The sequence below is a fragment of the Bacillus sp. 11C genome, from assembly GCF_055486375.1.
In genome coordinates this window covers 90,376-105,791 of sequence record NZ_JBUPVZ010000006.1, presented here as the reverse complement: position 1 = coordinate 105,791, position 15,416 = coordinate 90,376, and the positions used below count along the sequence as shown (strand labels likewise).

Genomic DNA, 15,416 nt, shown 5'->3' with positions numbered 1-15,416 from the left:
TTACGCCTGTTTAAACTGCGAAATAAATCTGACATCGTTTGTATAGAAGTGGCGGATATCATCAATGCCGTATTTCAGCATCGCGATGCGCTCAACCCCCATTCCGAATGCGAAGCCCTGATATTCCTTCGGATCAAAGCCAGCCATTCTCAGCACGTTCGGGTGAACCATGCCGGCGCCGAGGATTTCGATCCAGCCTGTTCCTTTACAGACTGAGCAGCCGTTTCCTCCGCATTTAAAGCAAGTCACGTCCACTTCTACTGAAGGCTCAGTAAATGGGAAGAAGCTTGGGCGAAGTCTGATTTCACGGTCTTGCCCGAACATTTTTTTCGCAACGAGTTCAAGCGTTCCTTTTAAATCACTCATGCTGATGTTTTTGTCAACGACAAGCCCTTCAATTTGCATAAATTGGTGGGAGTGCGTCGCATCATCATTATCACGGCGGTAAACTTTACCTGGGCAAATGATTTTAACGGGCCCTTTGCCTTCATGCTTTTCCATCGTCCGTGTTTGAACGGGAGACGTTTGCGTTCTCATCAGCATTTCCTCTGTGATGTAAAAGCTGTCCTGCATATCGCGCGCAGGGTGTTCTTTCGGCAGGTTGAGCGATTCGAAGTTGTAATAATCTGTTTCAACTTCAGGTCCTTCCTCGACTGTGTAGCCCATACCGATAAATAAATCTTCAATTTCTTCAATGACAATAGTGAGCGGATGGCGGCCGCCGACTGCGACAGGGTTGCCCGGCAGCGTGACGTCGATTGTCTGTCCTGCGAGCTTCTGCTTCATTTCCTCTTCTTCAAGCTTCTCGTTTTTGACAGCAATCGCATTGGCGATGCGCTCTCTTACTTCGTTCGCGAGCGCGCCCATTTTCGGACGTTCCTCAGCAGAAAGTTTGCCCATTCCGCGTAGCACTTCTGTGATCGGCCCTTTTTTTCCGAGATATTGCACCCGAATATCATTGACAACCTTTAATGAGCTTGCCGCTTCTACTTGTTCTAAAGCTTCTTGTTCCAGCTGTTTCAGCTTTTCTTCCATTTTGCATCCTCCTTTTATGTAAACAAACCGTCATATGTCTTTGGAAAACAAAAAAACCCGCCCCTTATACAAGGGACGAGTTGTGGCCGCGGTACCACCCTTATTTCAGACAGACTGATGCTGTCGTCAGCTTCATTGACATAACGGAATCAGATTCCGGTTCACCTTTACGCGCAGTGTACGCGGTCCCGGCGACAACTCAAGAGGTGAAGCCCATTTCCGGCTGCGTTTAAAAATGCTCTCAGTCAGCGGCATTTTCTCCCTGGAAAGCAGTTGATCAGAAATTGAGGTCCTCTGTCACGGTTTTTAAAATATTATGTTCTATTATAGATAAATCCATCGCTTGGCGCAACACTATCCTCGCAAGTGGTACACAAGGATGGCAGTCGCAATCGCAACGTTCAGTGATTCAGCTTGTCCATAAAGCGGCACGTACAGGTTCAAATCCGTTTTTTCCAGCAGGGCGGCATCGACCCCTGCCCCTTCATTTCCTACAAGAAGCGCGAAGGATTCAGACTGATGTATTTCCCGGTAAGGCGCCCCGTTTTGCAGCGCCGTGCCGTACACTTTTACGCCCTTTACCTTCAACTCATCCACGTATGTATGCAGATTTCTTCTTATAACAGGAATATGAAAATGAGACCCTTGCGCGGATCGAAGCGTTTTTCCGTTAAATGCGTCAGCCGTGCCGTCACCAAGCACAACCGCATCTAAACCGGCCGCATCAGCCGTCCGAATCATTGTTCCGAGGTTTCCCGGATCTTGAACAGCATCAATCAGCAGCACACGCTGAGGCAACGCCAGTTTTTCTTCAGGCATATGGCACACAGCGGCAATCTGCTGCGGCGTTTCTGTTTCAGTAACAGCTGCAAACGCATCTTCACTCAGCACATAGCACTGGATGCTCACATCAAGAGCTGACGGAATTTTCGTTTCATCCTTTACAAGGATTTCTTTCACCGTGCCCTCGCTCTTCAGCGCCTCTTCAACAAGATGTTCTCCCTCTATGAGGAATGTATTCGTTTTTGTTCGTTCTTTTTTCGTGTGAAGCTTTTTCCAATCCTTCACTTTTTGGTTTTTTGCCGATTCTATTTGTTTCACTGTCTGTGTGGCTCTCCTTTTTTTAACATGATGTTATTATATCGCAAGAACAGCACATAATAAACCAGGTGCAGGGTTAGAATATGCGTATTACATTTTAGGAAAAGGAGCGTTTCACATGGATCTTAATTTGCGTCATGCCGTCATTGCCAATGTTACCGGCAATAATCAGGATCAGCTTGAGCATACAATTGTGGATGCGATTCAAAGCGGTGAAGAAAAAATGCTTCCGGGGCTCGGCGTTTTATTCGAAGTCATTTGGCAGCATGCATCCGAAAGTGAGAAAAACGAAATGCTAAAAACGCTTGAAGGCGGATTAAAACCCGCGCAATAAGAGATAAAACCGGGTGACAGCGCCCGGTTTTTTTCTTATATAATAAAAACATGATGAGGGGGATCGCCATGTTTTTACAGCCGTTATTAGCGAAAAAAATTATTGCTGAAGTCAAAAAGATGTATGAACGTGAAGTCATTATTGTGAATACAGACGGACTCATTATGGCAAGCACAAATGATGAGCGTGTGGGACGATTTCATGAAGGAGCGCTCATCTGCGCAAAAGAGAAACGGAATGTCATTATTACAGTAGAAGATGAAAAAAAATTAAAAGGAGTAAAGGCAGGCCTGAATCTTCCTGTATTTTCCGACCGAGATGTAATCGCCGTCTTCGGGCTTACAGGTGAGCCTGCTGAGATTCAGCCTTACGGGGAGCTGCTTCGAAAAATGACAGAGCTGTTCATTAAGGAATCGCGGCATTTAGAGCAATCCCAGTGGCGGGAGAGAATGCTGGAGTCCTTTACGGTCGATTGGCTGCAATTAAAAGAGTGGTCTCCCGGTTTTCTTGAGAAAGCCCAGCTTCTCGGTGTTGATCTGTCCTCCCGGCGCCAAATGATACTCATTCAAGGATATGAGTGGTCATCTTATGACATTGAGCAAATGGCACATATCTGGAAATCCTCGTACTCTTCTGATTTGTTCATCAGGTGGGGAAATGAACGGATTCTGATTAATCACGAAGTGCCAAAGCATGAACAAAGGGATCGGCTTTTGCGGCAGCTCCTTCACATTTGTTCATTTGTTCATACTGCAAACAGCCGTGTTGCAGCTGGCGCCGGAAGGGCTGTCGCAAGCTCCAGCCTGACAGACTCATACGCGCAGGCTGAAAAAGCGCTGGATGTCAGCCTTAAGCGGAAAACGCCCATCTTCGAAGAGGATCTGAAGCTTGATATGTGCCTGACGGAGATCAGCTCGGGTACCCGAAATGAATTTCCGCAAAGAGTATTCCGGGAGGCGCTTCAGCATCATGAGCTTATGAATACGATACGGACTTTCTTTCATCACGATTTGTCTTTAAAACAAACCGCTGAAGACATGCATATTCACATTAATACATTGCGCTATCGTTTGTCTAAGGCTGAACAGCTGACGGGTTTGCGTTTTGACTGCACAGAGGATATCGTCACGATGTATGTTGCACTCTATTTTTTAGATCAAGATATAAAATAGAGAGTGTTTCAGTTTCATTTTTTGTATGTTTCTCCATAGAAAACGTTGCTTTTTTTCTTTTACAATAGATTGAAAGCGTGTTGACAGGGGGATGGGTGAAATGATCACCAAAGATGTAAAAGAACAGCTGGTCCAAATCGTCGGCAAGGAAAACTATGATGACTCGAATGCCGGGCGTCTCGTCTATTCGTATGATGCGACGCCGCAGTTTCAGTCTATGCCTGATGCCGTGATTGCTCCGAGGAGTACAAATGAAGTATCACGAATTTTAATGATTTGCAGCGACCATCGAGTGCCGATCGTTCCAAGAGGATCAGGAACAAACCTATGCGGCGGCACGTGCCCGACTGAAGGCGGACTTGTTCTTCTCTTTAAGCATATGAACCGGATTCTTGAGGTTGATGAAGAAAATTTGACCGCCACAGTCCAGCCGGGCGTCATTACATTAGATATGACCCGCGCGGTTGAAAGCAAAGGTTTGTTTTATCCGCCTGATCCGAGTTCTATGAAAATATCAACAATGGGCGGAAACATCAATGAAAATTCCGGCGGGCTCCGCGGATTAAAATACGGCGTCACCCGCGACTATGTCATTGGACTGGAGGCGGTGCTCGCAAATGGAGACATCATCCGCACCGGCGGAAAGCTCGCAAAGGATGTGGCCGGATACGATCTCACACGTCTTTTTGTCGGTTCAGAAGGAACACTTGGCATTGTGACAGAGGCAATCGTCAAACTCGTTCCAAAGCCGGAAACGAAGAAGACGCTGCTTGCCCTTTATGAAAATATCGATGCCGCTGCTCAAACGGTATCAGATATCATTGCCGCAAAAATCATACCCGCCACGCTTGAATTTCTCGACCAGCCCACACTTTTAGTCATTGAGGATTATGCTAAAATCGGACTTCCGACAAATGCAAAGGCGGTTCTGTTAATTGAGCAAGACGGGCCGCTTGAAACCGTTGCACGGGATATGGAAAAGATTGAGGCGATCTGCAAAAAAGGCGACGCCGTTTCCGTTCAGACCGCCCAAACCGAGGAGGAAGCATTTGCCCTGACTGAAGCCCGGCGTTCTGCACTTTCTGCCCTTGCCCGCCTCAAGCCGACGACGATTTTAGAGGACGCAACCGTTCCTCGCTCAGAAATCGCCAATATGGTAAAAGCCATTAATGATATTGCCGCTAAATACGGGCTTTCTATTTGCACTTTCGGCCACGCGGGAGATGGAAACCTTCACCCGACATGCACGACTGATATAAGAAATGAGGATGAGATGGAGCGTGTCGAACAGGCTTTTGCCGAGATTTTTGAGAAAGCGATTGAACTTGGCGGCACGATAACCGGAGAGCACGGGGTCGGGGCCATGAAAGCGCCTTACTTGGAGATGAAGCTGAAAAAAGAAGGCATTGCCGCGATGAAAGCGATGAAAGCGGCATTTGATCCCCGGAACATATTAAACCCGGGCAAAGTGTTCGCGAAAGACGCCAGAAAACGTGTGGTGACGAAAAGATGACAACAGAAAAAGAAATGAACCAGATCCAAGATGAATTCAAAGAGCGCATGGATGAAGGCGAGCTTTTGAATTGTATGCGCTGCGGCTTCTGCCTTCCTTCTTGCCCAACCTATATCGAATCGGGATTTCAGGAAACTCACTCTCCGCGCGGGCGCATCGCCTTAATGAAAGCTGTAGCTGACGGTATGATTGAACCGGATGAAGATGTCGAGCGTTCGCTGTCACTTTGCCTCGGCTGCCGCGCCTGTGAACCTGTATGCCCGTCAGGCGTGAAATACGGACAGCTGCTTGAGGAAGCCAGAGATATTATCCACCAAAATAAAAAACACTCGCTCGGCGCTCGTGTCATGCGAAAAGCCGCTTTTCATGAGCTGTTTCCGCATCAAAACCGCTTGCGCTCAGCTGTAAGCCTTATCGGTTTGTATCAGCGGTCTGGACTGCAAACCGCTGTTCGCAAAACCGGTATGCTTCGCGTCCTGCCTGAGCATTTGCGGACGATGGAAGCCGTTCTTCCTGATATTCCTAAAAACAAAGAAATGAAGCATCGGCCGCGTTTGCTGCCGTCAATTGGCCACATGAAAAAACGGGTCGCCTTTTTTTCGGGCTGCTTAATGGATACAATGTTTTTACCGACCAACAATGCCACACTGAAGCTGCTGCAGCTGGCGGGCTGCGACATTGTCATCCCGCCTGATCAGGCTTGCTGCGGCGCGCTGCATGGGCACAGCGGGGAAAAAAACGCAGGGAAAGAGCTCGCGAAACAAAATATCGCTGCTTTCGAAGCGTTAGACGTCGATGCTGTCATTACAAACGCAGGGGGATGCGGAGCCTTTCTTACTGAATATGATCATTTGCTGAAGGATGACCCCGATTGGTCGGAGCGGTCCGCTGCATTTGTTCAGAAACTAAAAGATTTTTCGTCCGTTTTGGTTGAACTAGATTTTCATCAAATGGACTTAGCGCTCGAGATGCCGCAGGTCATTACCTATCAAGATTCATGCCATCTAAAAAATGTGATGCATACATCGCTTGAGCCCCGCCAGCTTCTTCAAAGCATCAAGGGGACCGAATTCAGAGAAATGGATAAAGCGGATAGCTGCTGCGGATCAGCGGGAATTTATAACATCGTGGAAGCTGAGATGTCTATGAAAATACTAGACAGTAAAATGGCTGCTGTCAAAGCGAGCGAAGCGATCGTCATTGTGACAGCAAATCCCGGCTGCCTGCTGCAGATGAAGCTGGGCATTGAACGTGAAGGACTAAACGGTAAAGTCAAAGCCGTTCACCTGGCTGATTTGCTGCTAGAAGCAGCTGGACACCAAACATCATAAGAAAGCCCAAAACAGAAATTGTTTTGGGCTTTTGAGCATTATTCCACCGGACTGCAAATTTCAATATAATGTCCATCCGGGTCGGAGATATAGGCAACCATCTGCCCCCATGGCTTCACTTTCGGCTCCCCAATAATTGTGACACCCTGTTCTCTTACCCTTTTGATAACCGCTTCTACGTTTTCAGTGACAAAACCAATTTCAAATGTGTTCGAAGCAGATGTATCTGGAATGTCTAGCGGCGTGATTTCTCTGGCGCTTTCTCGCGTATTAAGCGCCAATATCGCAGAGCCTGTTTCAAATTCGATATACGTGCCGTGCTCAGCACGAATCGGCAGTCCTAAAATATCCTGATAAAAATGAATAGCCCGCTTGCTGTCCGCTACGTATAGAATAAGATATTTCATTGATAATTTCATCGCCAATCCTCCTCAACATTTCATTAGTCCTTCTATCCCGGTATAGATGCTTCCATCCTTAAGCCCGGATCTCTCCACATCTGCGCCCATTTTTTCACAGCCGCCACGATAATGATGAAGCCTAACAGCAGCATGATGATCGATAGTACGCCATTCAATACACTGTAGCCTGCTGCTTCAGGATTGAGATACACATTGCGCACCATCCAATAGCCCGCATAATTGACAGTGACATATAAATAGGCAAGCGGGATAAGGCAGGTCAGAATGTAACGGCGTTTATCGGCGATTTTCAGCACGATGGTCGCTCCGATAATCAGCCCCACTGAAGCCATCAGCTGATTGGACACGCCAAACAGCGCCCAAATGGAACCGATATCCCCTGAATACAGCAGATAGCCCCACATCAGGCAGGCGAGCGCGCTGGCAAATACAGATCCCGGAATCCAGTCTGTTTTTTTCAGCGGTTTATACACCTCTCCGAAGAAATCCTGAATCAGATAACGGGCAACACGTGTGCCGGCGTCAATCGCTGTTAAAATAAATACGGCTTCAAACATAATGACAAATTGGAAAAAGTATGAGGCCAAATGGCTGAAAAACGGCATTCCGGTAAAAATATAAGTCATTCCCACCGCAAGCGTAACAGCTCCCCCTGTTCTTCCTTCTAAGTCCAAACCGATTTCCCTGCTCAATTCAGGCAAATGGACGACATTCATGCCGAGCGTACGGAAAACCTCAGGCGTGCTGTTAATCGCAAAGTAATCAGCAGGCTGCAAGGCGGTCGCTGCAATCAGCGCCATAATGCCGACAAGACACTCGACAAGCATTGCGCCAAACGCAACCGGCTTCATATCACTCCATTTATTCAGCATTTTCGGGGTCGTACCTGAACCGACAAAGGCGTGAAATCCCGAGATCGCACCGCAGGCGATAGTAATTGAAATGAACGGCCAGACGGGTCCTGCCAACACCGGCCCGCCCCCTTTTACGAATTCTGTAAACGCAGGAAATGGGATGGACGGATTGACGACAAATACCCCGGCAATCAAAGCGATAAAAACACCGATTTTCATAAAGCTGCTTAAATAATCACGCGGTGCGAGAAGCAGCCAAACGGGAAGCGCCGCTGCAAAAAACGCATAAATAGGAAGTGCGATTGCAAGCGTTTTCGTATCTAGCGATAAAAAGTCACCGAGCGCGGTAGTCTGCACCCATGGGCCGATAAAGACTCCCGCCATTAAAAAAAGAAAGCCGATCGTTGACGCAAGCTTTAAATTTCCCGTTTTCTTATAAAATAAGCCCACGCCCATCGCAATCGGAATTGTAATTCCTACCGCAAATGTGCCCCACGGATTGCGTTCAAGCGCGTGCAGCACAACCATCGACAGCCCCGCCATCGTAATCGTGATAATAAACAGCATGGACAGTCCCGTGCAAAATCCGGCAACAGGGCCAAGCTCATCCTTCGCCACTTCTGACAACGATTTTCCATTTTTGCGCATTGATGCAAATAGCACAACAAGATCATGGACGGCTCCCCCTATTACCGCCCCGATTAACAGCCATAATAACCCCGGCAAATAGCCGAACTGCGCCGCCAAAATCGGTCCGACCAGCGGCCCGGCCGCTGCGATCGCTGCAAAATGGTGGCCGAAAGAGACCCATTTATTTGTAGGCACATAATCTTTTCCATCCTCAAACGCGTGGGCAGGCGTCGGCTTGTCATCATTCACTTTGAGAACCTTCACCATCATAAATGTTCCGTATAAACGATAGGCAATAGCCAAAATGCACATTGACGCTATCACAATTGTAACCGCATTCATTTTCTCTCATCCCCTTTGCTGTTTTTCATAAATATATCATAATTTCATGGTGATAAGCGGTCATTTTTTCCTATAGAAAAAAGCCGGCTGGAATGGGCCGGCTCGTCGCAGTTAGTTTAGTTCAATGTCTCCAGAGGTTGTGCGAATGTTTAAATGATTAGAGGTTTCGCTATCACCAATATATCCTGTAATGCGCTTCTCTGATTTTTCTTGATACATCATTTGATCTAGGTTGACTGACGTCTCACCTGAGTCAGTCTGACAATCCATTGCTAAGGTTTCAGGTTCTTTCTGATATTCTACGGACACACTTCCGCTCGTTGTGACGATGTCAATTTCTTTGTTCTGACTCTCCTGTAGAAGGTCAATATCTCCGGAGGTTGTCTTATAATTCACCTTTCCAGCTGTTGTGCGGCTGCTTTCTATTAATCCACTTGTTGTGTTTACCACACCTTGGCCGAATGAATTTTGGTTTTCTTGAATATCTCCGCTCGTTGTTTTTAGCGTCAACTCGTTTTCGATGCGTGCATGCTTCAGCTCAATATTTCCTGATGTAGAGTCAACAGCAGTTTGATCCGCGTGCACATTTTCAATGAGAATATCCCCAGAGGTTGTCGTTACCGTTAACTCACCATACTTCTTTTCAGGAATAATGATTGTGATTTTCATATCCTTTTCGCTGTCCCACGGTATAAAAGAGATGATATTCTCGCGTGCTATTTGATTGATTTTTAATGACTTGCCATCTTGGCTCACATCGAACAGCTTTTTGCTTTTATCACTGACTTTCCCTTCAGCCGCTACCTGAATATCATCCGTTTGCCCAATTTTGACCTCTGCATTCATCGAGCTCGTTGTTACCTCAATTTTTTTAATATCTGTGGCAGAATATGTTTCAGCAGCTGTCACCTCGTCTCTTGTAAAATCAGAAGCAGCTGCAGTGATGACAGCTCCGATGACCCCGACTGCAAATACTGCGATTAATCCTATTATGATCTTTTTCATGTCCGCGCCCCCGTCACCAGCTTTAGATTATATTTGATATATCGTAAACCCATGCCATACAGCAGCTTTCCTAAATGCGACAGCCCTATACAAGATAGCAGCCCCAGACTGCCAAACACGAGTGATAAAAAGAACTCCAGCATCATGTGCGTATTCGTTTGAAACATCAACATGCCGATAAAAATGATCGGTGACACAGAAAGTGCAAGCGCCGCCCCGCATAACCCCACGTACACTCCTAAAATGCCAATAGCCGGTCCCAGAACGAAAATCATATTTAAGAAGCTTATCGCTGCTGCTGAACATGCCATGTGAAAAAGATTCTTTTTAGGGCGTTGCTCTGCTGGAGCAGTTTCCGTGACATCTTGCATCAATTCCTTTGCAATTTGTTTTGGAGAGCCGAGTTCCCTGATGATGTCCGCTTCCAGCCGGCCTTCTTTCATCCCTTCGGTCATATGTTCTTCAAAATCAAATAAGATCTCATTCCGCTCTTCTTCTGAAAGCGGCATTAACGCTTTACTTAACTCCTGCAAAAACAGTTCTTGATTCATTGTTCTCCTCCCCTTGCCACGTCGATGATTTGATTGACAGATGCTGTGAACTGATCCCATTCTGCCAGCAGCAGTTTCATTCGCATGGAACCAAGCTTTGACATCGTATAGTATTTTCTGGCAGGACCTTCGGAAGACGGCGCCATATATGTTTCTAAATACTCTTCTTTCGTCAGTCTTCTTAGAAGAGGATATAAGGTGCCTTCAGCAATCGCCATGTGCCTGGAAATGTTTTGAGAAAGCTCATATCCGTATTGGTCTTTTTCAGATATTAATACAAGCACACATAGCTCTAATGCTCCCTTTTTGAATTGAGCATTCATCATAAAATCCTCCCCGAAGCTCGTTAATTTTGTTTATATTTTCCACCATTTATGCATATAGTAACATTCACTACTGAACTTTACAAGGTACTGAATCATATCTACCTCCAAAAAAAAAGAAAAACCGGAGAGCGATCTCCGGCTAATGTTTCACTTTATGACTGTTTTTTCAAGCGGATCACATTCCAGGAAAGCGGCGTGAAATGCGCGGTTAAGCCGTTTTCGCTGACAGATGATGTTCCGTTGGAATGCGGGACGACATTTTTTCTGTTTTGCTGGTTTGTCGCTTTGATATCCTGATGCTCGAGTACAATGTGCTCTGCGATTTGGAAGGATTCAAAGCCTCTGAGCGAAATCTCCGTCTCCATCTGATCTTCAGCTTTGTTTACCGCAAAAATCGTGAGTGTTTCTTCCTCTTCGGCATACACAACAGCGGCATCAACATATGGCACATCAGTAAAATCTGAGCAGTCGTACTTCGGAGAAGAAATAAGCGGCTTCAGTGACTCGCCTCTTCCGTAAACAGAAGCATGCATGTATGGATAGAAGATTGGCTGTCTCCATGCTTCCCCGCCTTTTTCCGTCATGATCGGCGCGATGACATTTACAAGCTGTGCAAGGCACGCGATTTTCACACGGTCTGCGTGCTGCAGCATCGTAATAAGCAGAGAGCCGACCAATAAGGCATCTTCAAAATTATAAATATCCTCTAAAATCGGACGCGCAGTAATCCAAGGCTCGACTTTTTTATCCGCCTCATTTGAGTGATACCAGACGTTCCATTCATCCAGAGAGAGATTGATTGTTTTCTTGCTGCGGGTTTTTGCTTTTACATAGTCACAGGTTGCAGCGACCGATTTAATAAAATGATCCAGATCCATGGAACGGGCCAAGTAGTTTGGCAGATTGTTATCCCGATTTCCGTAATACGTATGGAGAGAGATATAGTCGACATGCTCGTACGTATGCTCCAGCACCTTCGCTTCCCAATCGATAAAAGTCGGCATGCCGCTGTTTGAACTGCCGCAGGCAACAAGTTCAATTGTTGGATCAACCCACTTCATGACCTTTGCAGTCTCTGCGGCAAGCCGTCCGTATTCGTCAGCTGTTTTATGGCCGATCTGCCACGGGCCATCCATTTCGTTTCCTAAGCACCATGTCTTGATGCCGTACGGCTGTTCATAGCCATGCGATCTTCTTAAATCACTCCAGTAAGAGCCTTTCGGGTGGTTACAGTATTCAACGAGATTGCGGGCGGCATCTATGCCTCTTGTGCCAAGATTGACGGCCATGTTGACCTCAGTGTTCACCTTTTTTGCCCAAGATAAAAATTCATTTGTCCCCACTTCATTCGTTTCTGTCGTTTGCCATGCCAAGTCAAGCCGTCTTGGGCGGTTTTCAACAGGTCCGACACCGTCCTCCCAGTTGTATCCGGATAAAAAGTTTCCGCCCGGATAACGGATGAGCGGAACCTGCAATTCTTTGATCAGCGACTGGACATCCTTTCTAAATCCGTCTTTATCCGCTTCAGGGTGGCCAGGCTCATATATGCCTTCATATACCGCCCGCCCCATATGTTCAATAAACGAGCCGTAAATCCGCTTGTCTACTTCACCGATTTTATATTCTTTGTCTACAATCACTCGCGCTTTTTTCATCACACGTTTCCTCCTTCATTAACCTTTGACTCCCCCTACCGTCAGGCCGGAGATAAAGTATTTTTGGAAAAACAAGAAAATGATAATGACCGGCAAAATCGCAAATACTGAGCCGGATATGAGCATGTCATAGTTGTTTCCGTAAGGGCTCAGCAAGCTGGACAGCCCAATTGGAAGCGTAAACATTTCTTTCGAACGAAGCACAATCAACGGCCATAAGAAGTTGTTCCAGCTGTTTAAGGACTGGAGGATAATCATCGCGCCGAAGGCCGGTTTCATCAGCGGCGCCATAATCCGGAAAAAGATCCCGAATTCCGTACAGCCGTCCATTCTTGCAGAGTCCAGCAGATCTCTTGGAAGACCGAGGGCATACTGCCTGAAAAAGAAAACAGCTACCGGTGAAACGATGAATGGCAGGATGACACCCGTATACGAATCGATCAAGTGCAATCCGACGGTCAGCTTAAACAACGGAAGCATCATTACTTCAAGCGGAACCATCATAATAATCAGCACAAGAACAAAGATGATATTCCTGCCCTTAAATTCGTAAACCCCAAGCCCGTACCCAATCATCGAAGAAAAAAACAGAGTGAGCACGGTCGTGAAAATCCCAAGCACAAGACTGTTAAAAAACCATTTGAAATAAATACTGCCCCCATTAAACAGAAATGTGTAGTTATCAAAACTCATCACTTTTGGATCAATATCAACATTCAGCCCCACACGCAAAAGCTCAGATGACGGCTTTAATGATCCTAAAAGCAAACAGAAAATCGGAAAAATATACAATAGGCTCAGCATAATAAAAAACAGGGTAAGCGCGATTTTGTAAACGCTGTACTGAGGACTGTGCCGCAACATTTATCCCTCCCCCTTAAACGAGCCTGACAGCTTTAACGAAATCAGGCTGACAACAAGTATCACAATCAAAAGCACAATACCGATGGCCGCTCCGTATCCCATTTCATTGTAGGCAAGCCCCTGCTGGTACAAATACCCGACAAGCGTCAAGCCGATATTACCCGGGGAATTATTTTGCCAAAGGACGTAGCTTTCCTCAAACATCCTGAATCCGCCGATGATGCTGATGGTTAGCACATATACAGATACAGGCTTGAGAAACGGCAGCGTAATGTGCCGGAATTTTTTCATCGTATTCGCGCCGTCAATATCGGCGGCTTCGTACAGCTCTTTCGGCACATTTTGCAAACCGGCCAAAAAGTAAAGGATGTTGATTCCCATCCATCTCCACGAAGCAAGCAGCACCATTAAAAACATGCCGGTATGTTCATTGTTCATCCAGTTCTGAGGTGAAAAGCCGAGTTTGAGTAAGATAGAATTGGCCAGCGACGTTTCCATTTCCCCGAAGATCAGCCGAAAAATGATCCCCGCCACAATGGTGGAAGTCAATGCCGGAATGAATAGCGCTGATTTGAATATATTTCTGAATTTGACCAGCTTTGAATTCAGGAATATGGCCAGAAACAATGGGACAGGAATCAGCACAATCAGCGTCCAAAAGGTGTATTCCAGCGTATTCCAAAGGGCGGTATAGAACGTCGGATTGTTTAGCGCAGTGTAATTGGACAATCCGACAAACGTTACCTCTCCCGGCAATATTCTTTGAAAGCTCATGATGAAGACGCTAATGATGGGGTATAAAAAAAATACGAGAAAGGATAAAACGAATGGCGCTGTAAACAGATAGGGCGCCGCTTTTTTCGAATAAAATAGATCTCGCCAGCCTGATTGTTTCGCAGCTGAGGGAACGGGATGAACCGTTCCCGTTTTCACAGGTTTCATGAGAACCTCCCCGCTTTCACTTTTTGAATGGGATTCTATTTCTGTTTCAGTTCACCTGCCGCTCTGTCCAAGGCTTGCTTAGGCGTTTTTTGCTGAGATTTAAGTGCGTCGAACAATACGCTTCTGTTGACAAGGTCTGAAGCCTTGGCAAAATCCTCGTGTAAATAAATCGGATTGATTTCGTCCTTGATATCGAGCAGCATAGAAAAAATGCCTGTTCCGTTTTGGAAGTAATCCGTGTATTTGTTTTTCTCCTTCAATTCCTGAGAGCTCCAGACATCCCAGCGAAGCGGGTCAAACCCGAGTACGCTCCAAAGCTTTTTGTTTCCTTCTTTAGAGCCCTTCGCAAAGGCCAAAAACTCTTTTGCTAACTCAACATGCTTGGATTGCTTCGGCACAACAGTTGCCGTACCGCCCAAACCTGCCGAACGGTCGCCCCCCTCTTTCCACGCCGGAAGCGGCCGGATGGCAATCTTCCCTTTCAGATCAGGCATATAATCTATGAATCTTCCCATATACCAAATCGGCATCAGAACCGACGCTGCTCCGTCTTGGTTCATAAAGCCGTAATATTCTTCACTGTGATGCCCGCCGCCCGGTGCGGCAATCATCGTTTTATCATTAATCATGTCCTTTAAAAATTGAATTGTTTTTACATTGGTGTCATTATTAAGGATCAGCTTGCCGTTTTTATCAAAATAACCTGATTTTTGCTGTGAAATCATGGATAAGAACGTTGCGGAATCATTCGTTTCCACCGTTCCCATCGGCTTTCCGGTCACTTTGCGCACTTTCTGCCCGGCTTTATGGTAATCATCCCATGTTTTGATATCATCAGGATTGACATCGGCTTTTTTCATCACATCCATGTTATAAAACATCACTGTCGTTCCTACATGCGTATCCAGCCCGTAAAGCTTGCCGTTTTTGCTGTACAAGGTAAGCCGCGCCTCAACGAATTTATCGCGGTCCTTTTCAATCAGCGGAGTCAGATCGGCAAGCGGTATGTCAGAGCCCTTTAAAAAGTTTGAAAAACGGGCCAATTCGACATCGGCAATATCAGGGACGCCTTCTCCCGCAATTAAAGAGATAGACAAATTATCGTGCATTTGCCCATATGGATAAACGACCGTATTCAGTTTAATTTTGCGGTCAGGATATTTTTTGTTCCATTCCTTTACCATTTCTACATAAAACTGCTCATGAAGTCCATTAAAAGTCCAAAAGGTCAGCTCGGTTTCACCCGATTTCCCGGATGATCGTTCTGCTGAACACCCAGCAATGAATAATGTCAGCAGCATCATGAGAACAAGAAAACAGGCAGTCATTTTTTTCATTT

General features: G+C 46.2%; 15 protein-coding genes and 2 pseudogenes. 5 read left to right on the top strand and 12 right to left on the bottom strand.

The window, feature by feature from the left end:
- Entirely contained in the window at positions 1–1,035 is a 1,035-nt protein-coding gene (pheS, locus tag ACY3LV_RS10665; RefSeq protein ID WP_148962282.1) for a phenylalanine--tRNA ligase subunit alpha, read from the bottom strand.
- Between the two features lie 80 nt (positions 1,036–1,115).
- Here pheS and ACY3LV_RS10660 point away from each other — a divergent pair.
- A pseudogene (locus ACY3LV_RS10660) lies at positions 1,116–1,323 on the top strand (hypothetical protein).
- Positions 1,324–1,389: 66 nt separating this feature from the next.
- Here the strand turns inward: ACY3LV_RS10660 and ACY3LV_RS10655 are convergent.
- Entirely contained in the window at positions 1,390–2,136 is a 747-nt protein-coding gene (locus tag ACY3LV_RS10655) for a TrmH family RNA methyltransferase (RefSeq protein ID WP_464863757.1), read from the bottom strand.
- 118 nt (positions 2,137–2,254) lie between these two features.
- On the opposite strand from ACY3LV_RS10655, the gene sspI reads away from it, so the two are divergent.
- The 4 genes from sspI (at position 2,255) to ACY3LV_RS10635 (ending at position 6,486) form a co-directional block, all read left to right on the top strand.
- Positions 2,255–2,470, top strand: coding sequence for a small acid-soluble spore protein SspI (gene sspI / locus ACY3LV_RS10650; protein ID WP_148962284.1), 216 nt, complete (start codon positions 2,255–2,257; stop codon positions 2,468–2,470).
- A gap of 68 nt (positions 2,471–2,538) precedes the next feature.
- Complete coding sequence (locus ACY3LV_RS10645) at positions 2,539–3,642, top strand: CdaR family transcriptional regulator (RefSeq protein WP_464863756.1); 1,104 nt, start codon at positions 2,539–2,541, stop codon at positions 3,640–3,642.
- A 100-nt stretch (positions 3,643–3,742) separates the two neighbouring features.
- On the top strand, positions 3,743–5,155 hold the full coding sequence (gene glcD / locus ACY3LV_RS10640; protein ID WP_464863755.1) for a glycolate oxidase subunit GlcD: 1,413 nt from the start codon (positions 3,743–3,745) through the stop codon (positions 5,153–5,155).
- Positions 5,152–6,486 carry a (Fe-S)-binding protein gene (locus tag ACY3LV_RS10635; RefSeq protein WP_464863754.1) on the top strand — a complete coding sequence of 445 codons (1,335 nt, stop codon included), beginning with the start codon at positions 5,152–5,154 and terminating at the stop codon, positions 6,484–6,486. The genes glcD and ACY3LV_RS10635 overlap by 4 nt, the downstream gene beginning before the upstream one ends.
- A 38-nt stretch (positions 6,487–6,524) precedes the next feature.
- Here ACY3LV_RS10635 and ACY3LV_RS10630 read toward each other — a convergent pair whose 3' ends face one another.
- The 10 genes and pseudogenes from ACY3LV_RS10630 to ACY3LV_RS10585 all read right to left on the bottom strand — a co-directional run bounded on the left by ACY3LV_RS10630 (position 6,525) and on the right by ACY3LV_RS10585 (position 15,414).
- On the bottom strand, positions 6,525–6,893 hold the full coding sequence (locus ACY3LV_RS10630; protein ID WP_464863800.1) for a VOC family protein: 369 nt from the start codon (positions 6,891–6,893) through the stop codon (positions 6,525–6,527).
- Positions 6,808–6,995: pseudogene (locus tag ACY3LV_RS10625) on the bottom strand (hypothetical protein). Before ACY3LV_RS10625 ends, ACY3LV_RS10630 begins: the two are co-directional and overlap by 86 nt.
- Positions 6,938–8,734, bottom strand: coding sequence for a carbon starvation protein CstA (gene cstA, locus ACY3LV_RS10620; RefSeq protein ID WP_333561461.1), 1,797 nt, complete (start codon positions 8,732–8,734; stop codon positions 6,938–6,940). Before cstA ends, ACY3LV_RS10625 begins: the two are co-directional and overlap by 58 nt.
- A gap of 111 nt (positions 8,735–8,845) precedes the next feature.
- Positions 8,846–9,739 carry a DUF4097 family beta strand repeat-containing protein gene (locus tag ACY3LV_RS10615; protein WP_464863753.1) on the bottom strand — a complete coding sequence of 298 codons (894 nt, stop codon included), beginning with the start codon at positions 9,737–9,739 and terminating at the stop codon, positions 8,846–8,848.
- Entirely contained in the window at positions 9,736–10,290 is a 555-nt protein-coding gene (locus ACY3LV_RS10610; RefSeq protein ID WP_148962291.1) for an HAAS signaling domain-containing protein, read from the bottom strand. The genes ACY3LV_RS10615 and ACY3LV_RS10610 overlap by 4 nt, the downstream gene beginning before the upstream one ends.
- Positions 10,287–10,613 carry a PadR family transcriptional regulator gene (locus ACY3LV_RS10605; protein ID WP_333517281.1) on the bottom strand — a complete coding sequence of 109 codons (327 nt, stop codon included), beginning with the start codon at positions 10,611–10,613 and terminating at the stop codon, positions 10,287–10,289. Before ACY3LV_RS10605 ends, ACY3LV_RS10610 begins: the two co-directional genes overlap by 4 nt.
- Positions 10,614–10,768: 155 nt before the next feature.
- On the bottom strand, positions 10,769–12,271 hold the full coding sequence (abfA, locus tag ACY3LV_RS10600; RefSeq protein WP_148962293.1) for an alpha-L-arabinofuranosidase AbfA: 1,503 nt from the start codon (positions 12,269–12,271) through the stop codon (positions 10,769–10,771).
- Positions 12,272–12,289: 18 nt separating this feature from the next.
- Entirely contained in the window at positions 12,290–13,135 is an 846-nt protein-coding gene (araQ, locus tag ACY3LV_RS10595) for an arabinose ABC transporter permease AraQ (protein ID WP_148962294.1), read from the bottom strand.
- Positions 13,136–14,077, bottom strand: coding sequence for a carbohydrate ABC transporter permease (locus tag ACY3LV_RS10590; RefSeq protein ID WP_464863752.1), 942 nt, complete (start codon positions 14,075–14,077; stop codon positions 13,136–13,138).
- A gap of 35 nt (positions 14,078–14,112) precedes the next feature.
- The gene (locus tag ACY3LV_RS10585; RefSeq protein ID WP_333561463.1) at positions 14,113–15,414 is read right to left on the bottom strand and encodes an ABC transporter substrate-binding protein; all 1,302 of its coding nucleotides are present in this window, start codon (positions 15,412–15,414) and stop codon (positions 14,113–14,115) included.
- Between the last annotated feature and the right edge of the window lie 2 nt (positions 15,415–15,416).

Coding starts and splice junctions, on each gene's coding strand:
- cstA (WP_333561461.1), bottom strand. CDS start 8,734: ATGAATGCGGTTACAATTGTGATAGCGTCAATGTGCATTTTGGCTATT.
- ACY3LV_RS10610 (WP_148962291.1), bottom strand. CDS start 10,290: ATGAATCAAGAACTGTTTTTGCAGGAGTTAAGTAAAGCGTTAATGCCG.
- glcD (WP_464863755.1), top strand. CDS start 3,743: ATGATCACCAAAGATGTAAAAGAACAGCTGGTCCAAATCGTCGGCAAG.
- ACY3LV_RS10645 (WP_464863756.1), top strand. CDS start 2,539: ATGTTTTTACAGCCGTTATTAGCGAAAAAAATTATTGCTGAAGTCAAA.
- ACY3LV_RS10590 (WP_464863752.1), bottom strand. CDS start 14,077: ATGAAACCTGTGAAAACGGGAACGGTTCATCCCGTTCCCTCAGCTGCG.
- ACY3LV_RS10630 (WP_464863800.1), bottom strand. CDS start 6,893: ATGAAATATCTTATTCTATACGTAGCGGACAGCAAGCGGGCTATTCAT.
- ACY3LV_RS10615 (WP_464863753.1), bottom strand. CDS start 9,739: ATGAAAAAGATCATAATAGGATTAATCGCAGTATTTGCAGTCGGGGTC.
- abfA (WP_148962293.1), bottom strand. CDS start 12,271: ATGAAAAAAGCGCGAGTGATTGTAGACAAAGAATATAAAATCGGTGAA.
- pheS (WP_148962282.1), bottom strand. CDS start 1,035: ATGGAAGAAAAGCTGAAACAGCTGGAACAAGAAGCTTTAGAACAAGTA.
- araQ (WP_148962294.1), bottom strand. CDS start 13,135: ATGTTGCGGCACAGTCCTCAGTACAGCGTTTACAAAATCGCGCTTACC.
- ACY3LV_RS10605 (WP_333517281.1), bottom strand. CDS start 10,613: ATGAATGCTCAATTCAAAAAGGGAGCATTAGAGCTATGTGTGCTTGTA.
- ACY3LV_RS10635 (WP_464863754.1), top strand. CDS start 5,152: ATGACAACAGAAAAAGAAATGAACCAGATCCAAGATGAATTCAAAGAG.
- sspI (WP_148962284.1), top strand. CDS start 2,255: ATGGATCTTAATTTGCGTCATGCCGTCATTGCCAATGTTACCGGCAAT.
- ACY3LV_RS10585 (WP_333561463.1), bottom strand. CDS start 15,414: ATGAAAAAAATGACTGCCTGTTTTCTTGTTCTCATGATGCTGCTGACA.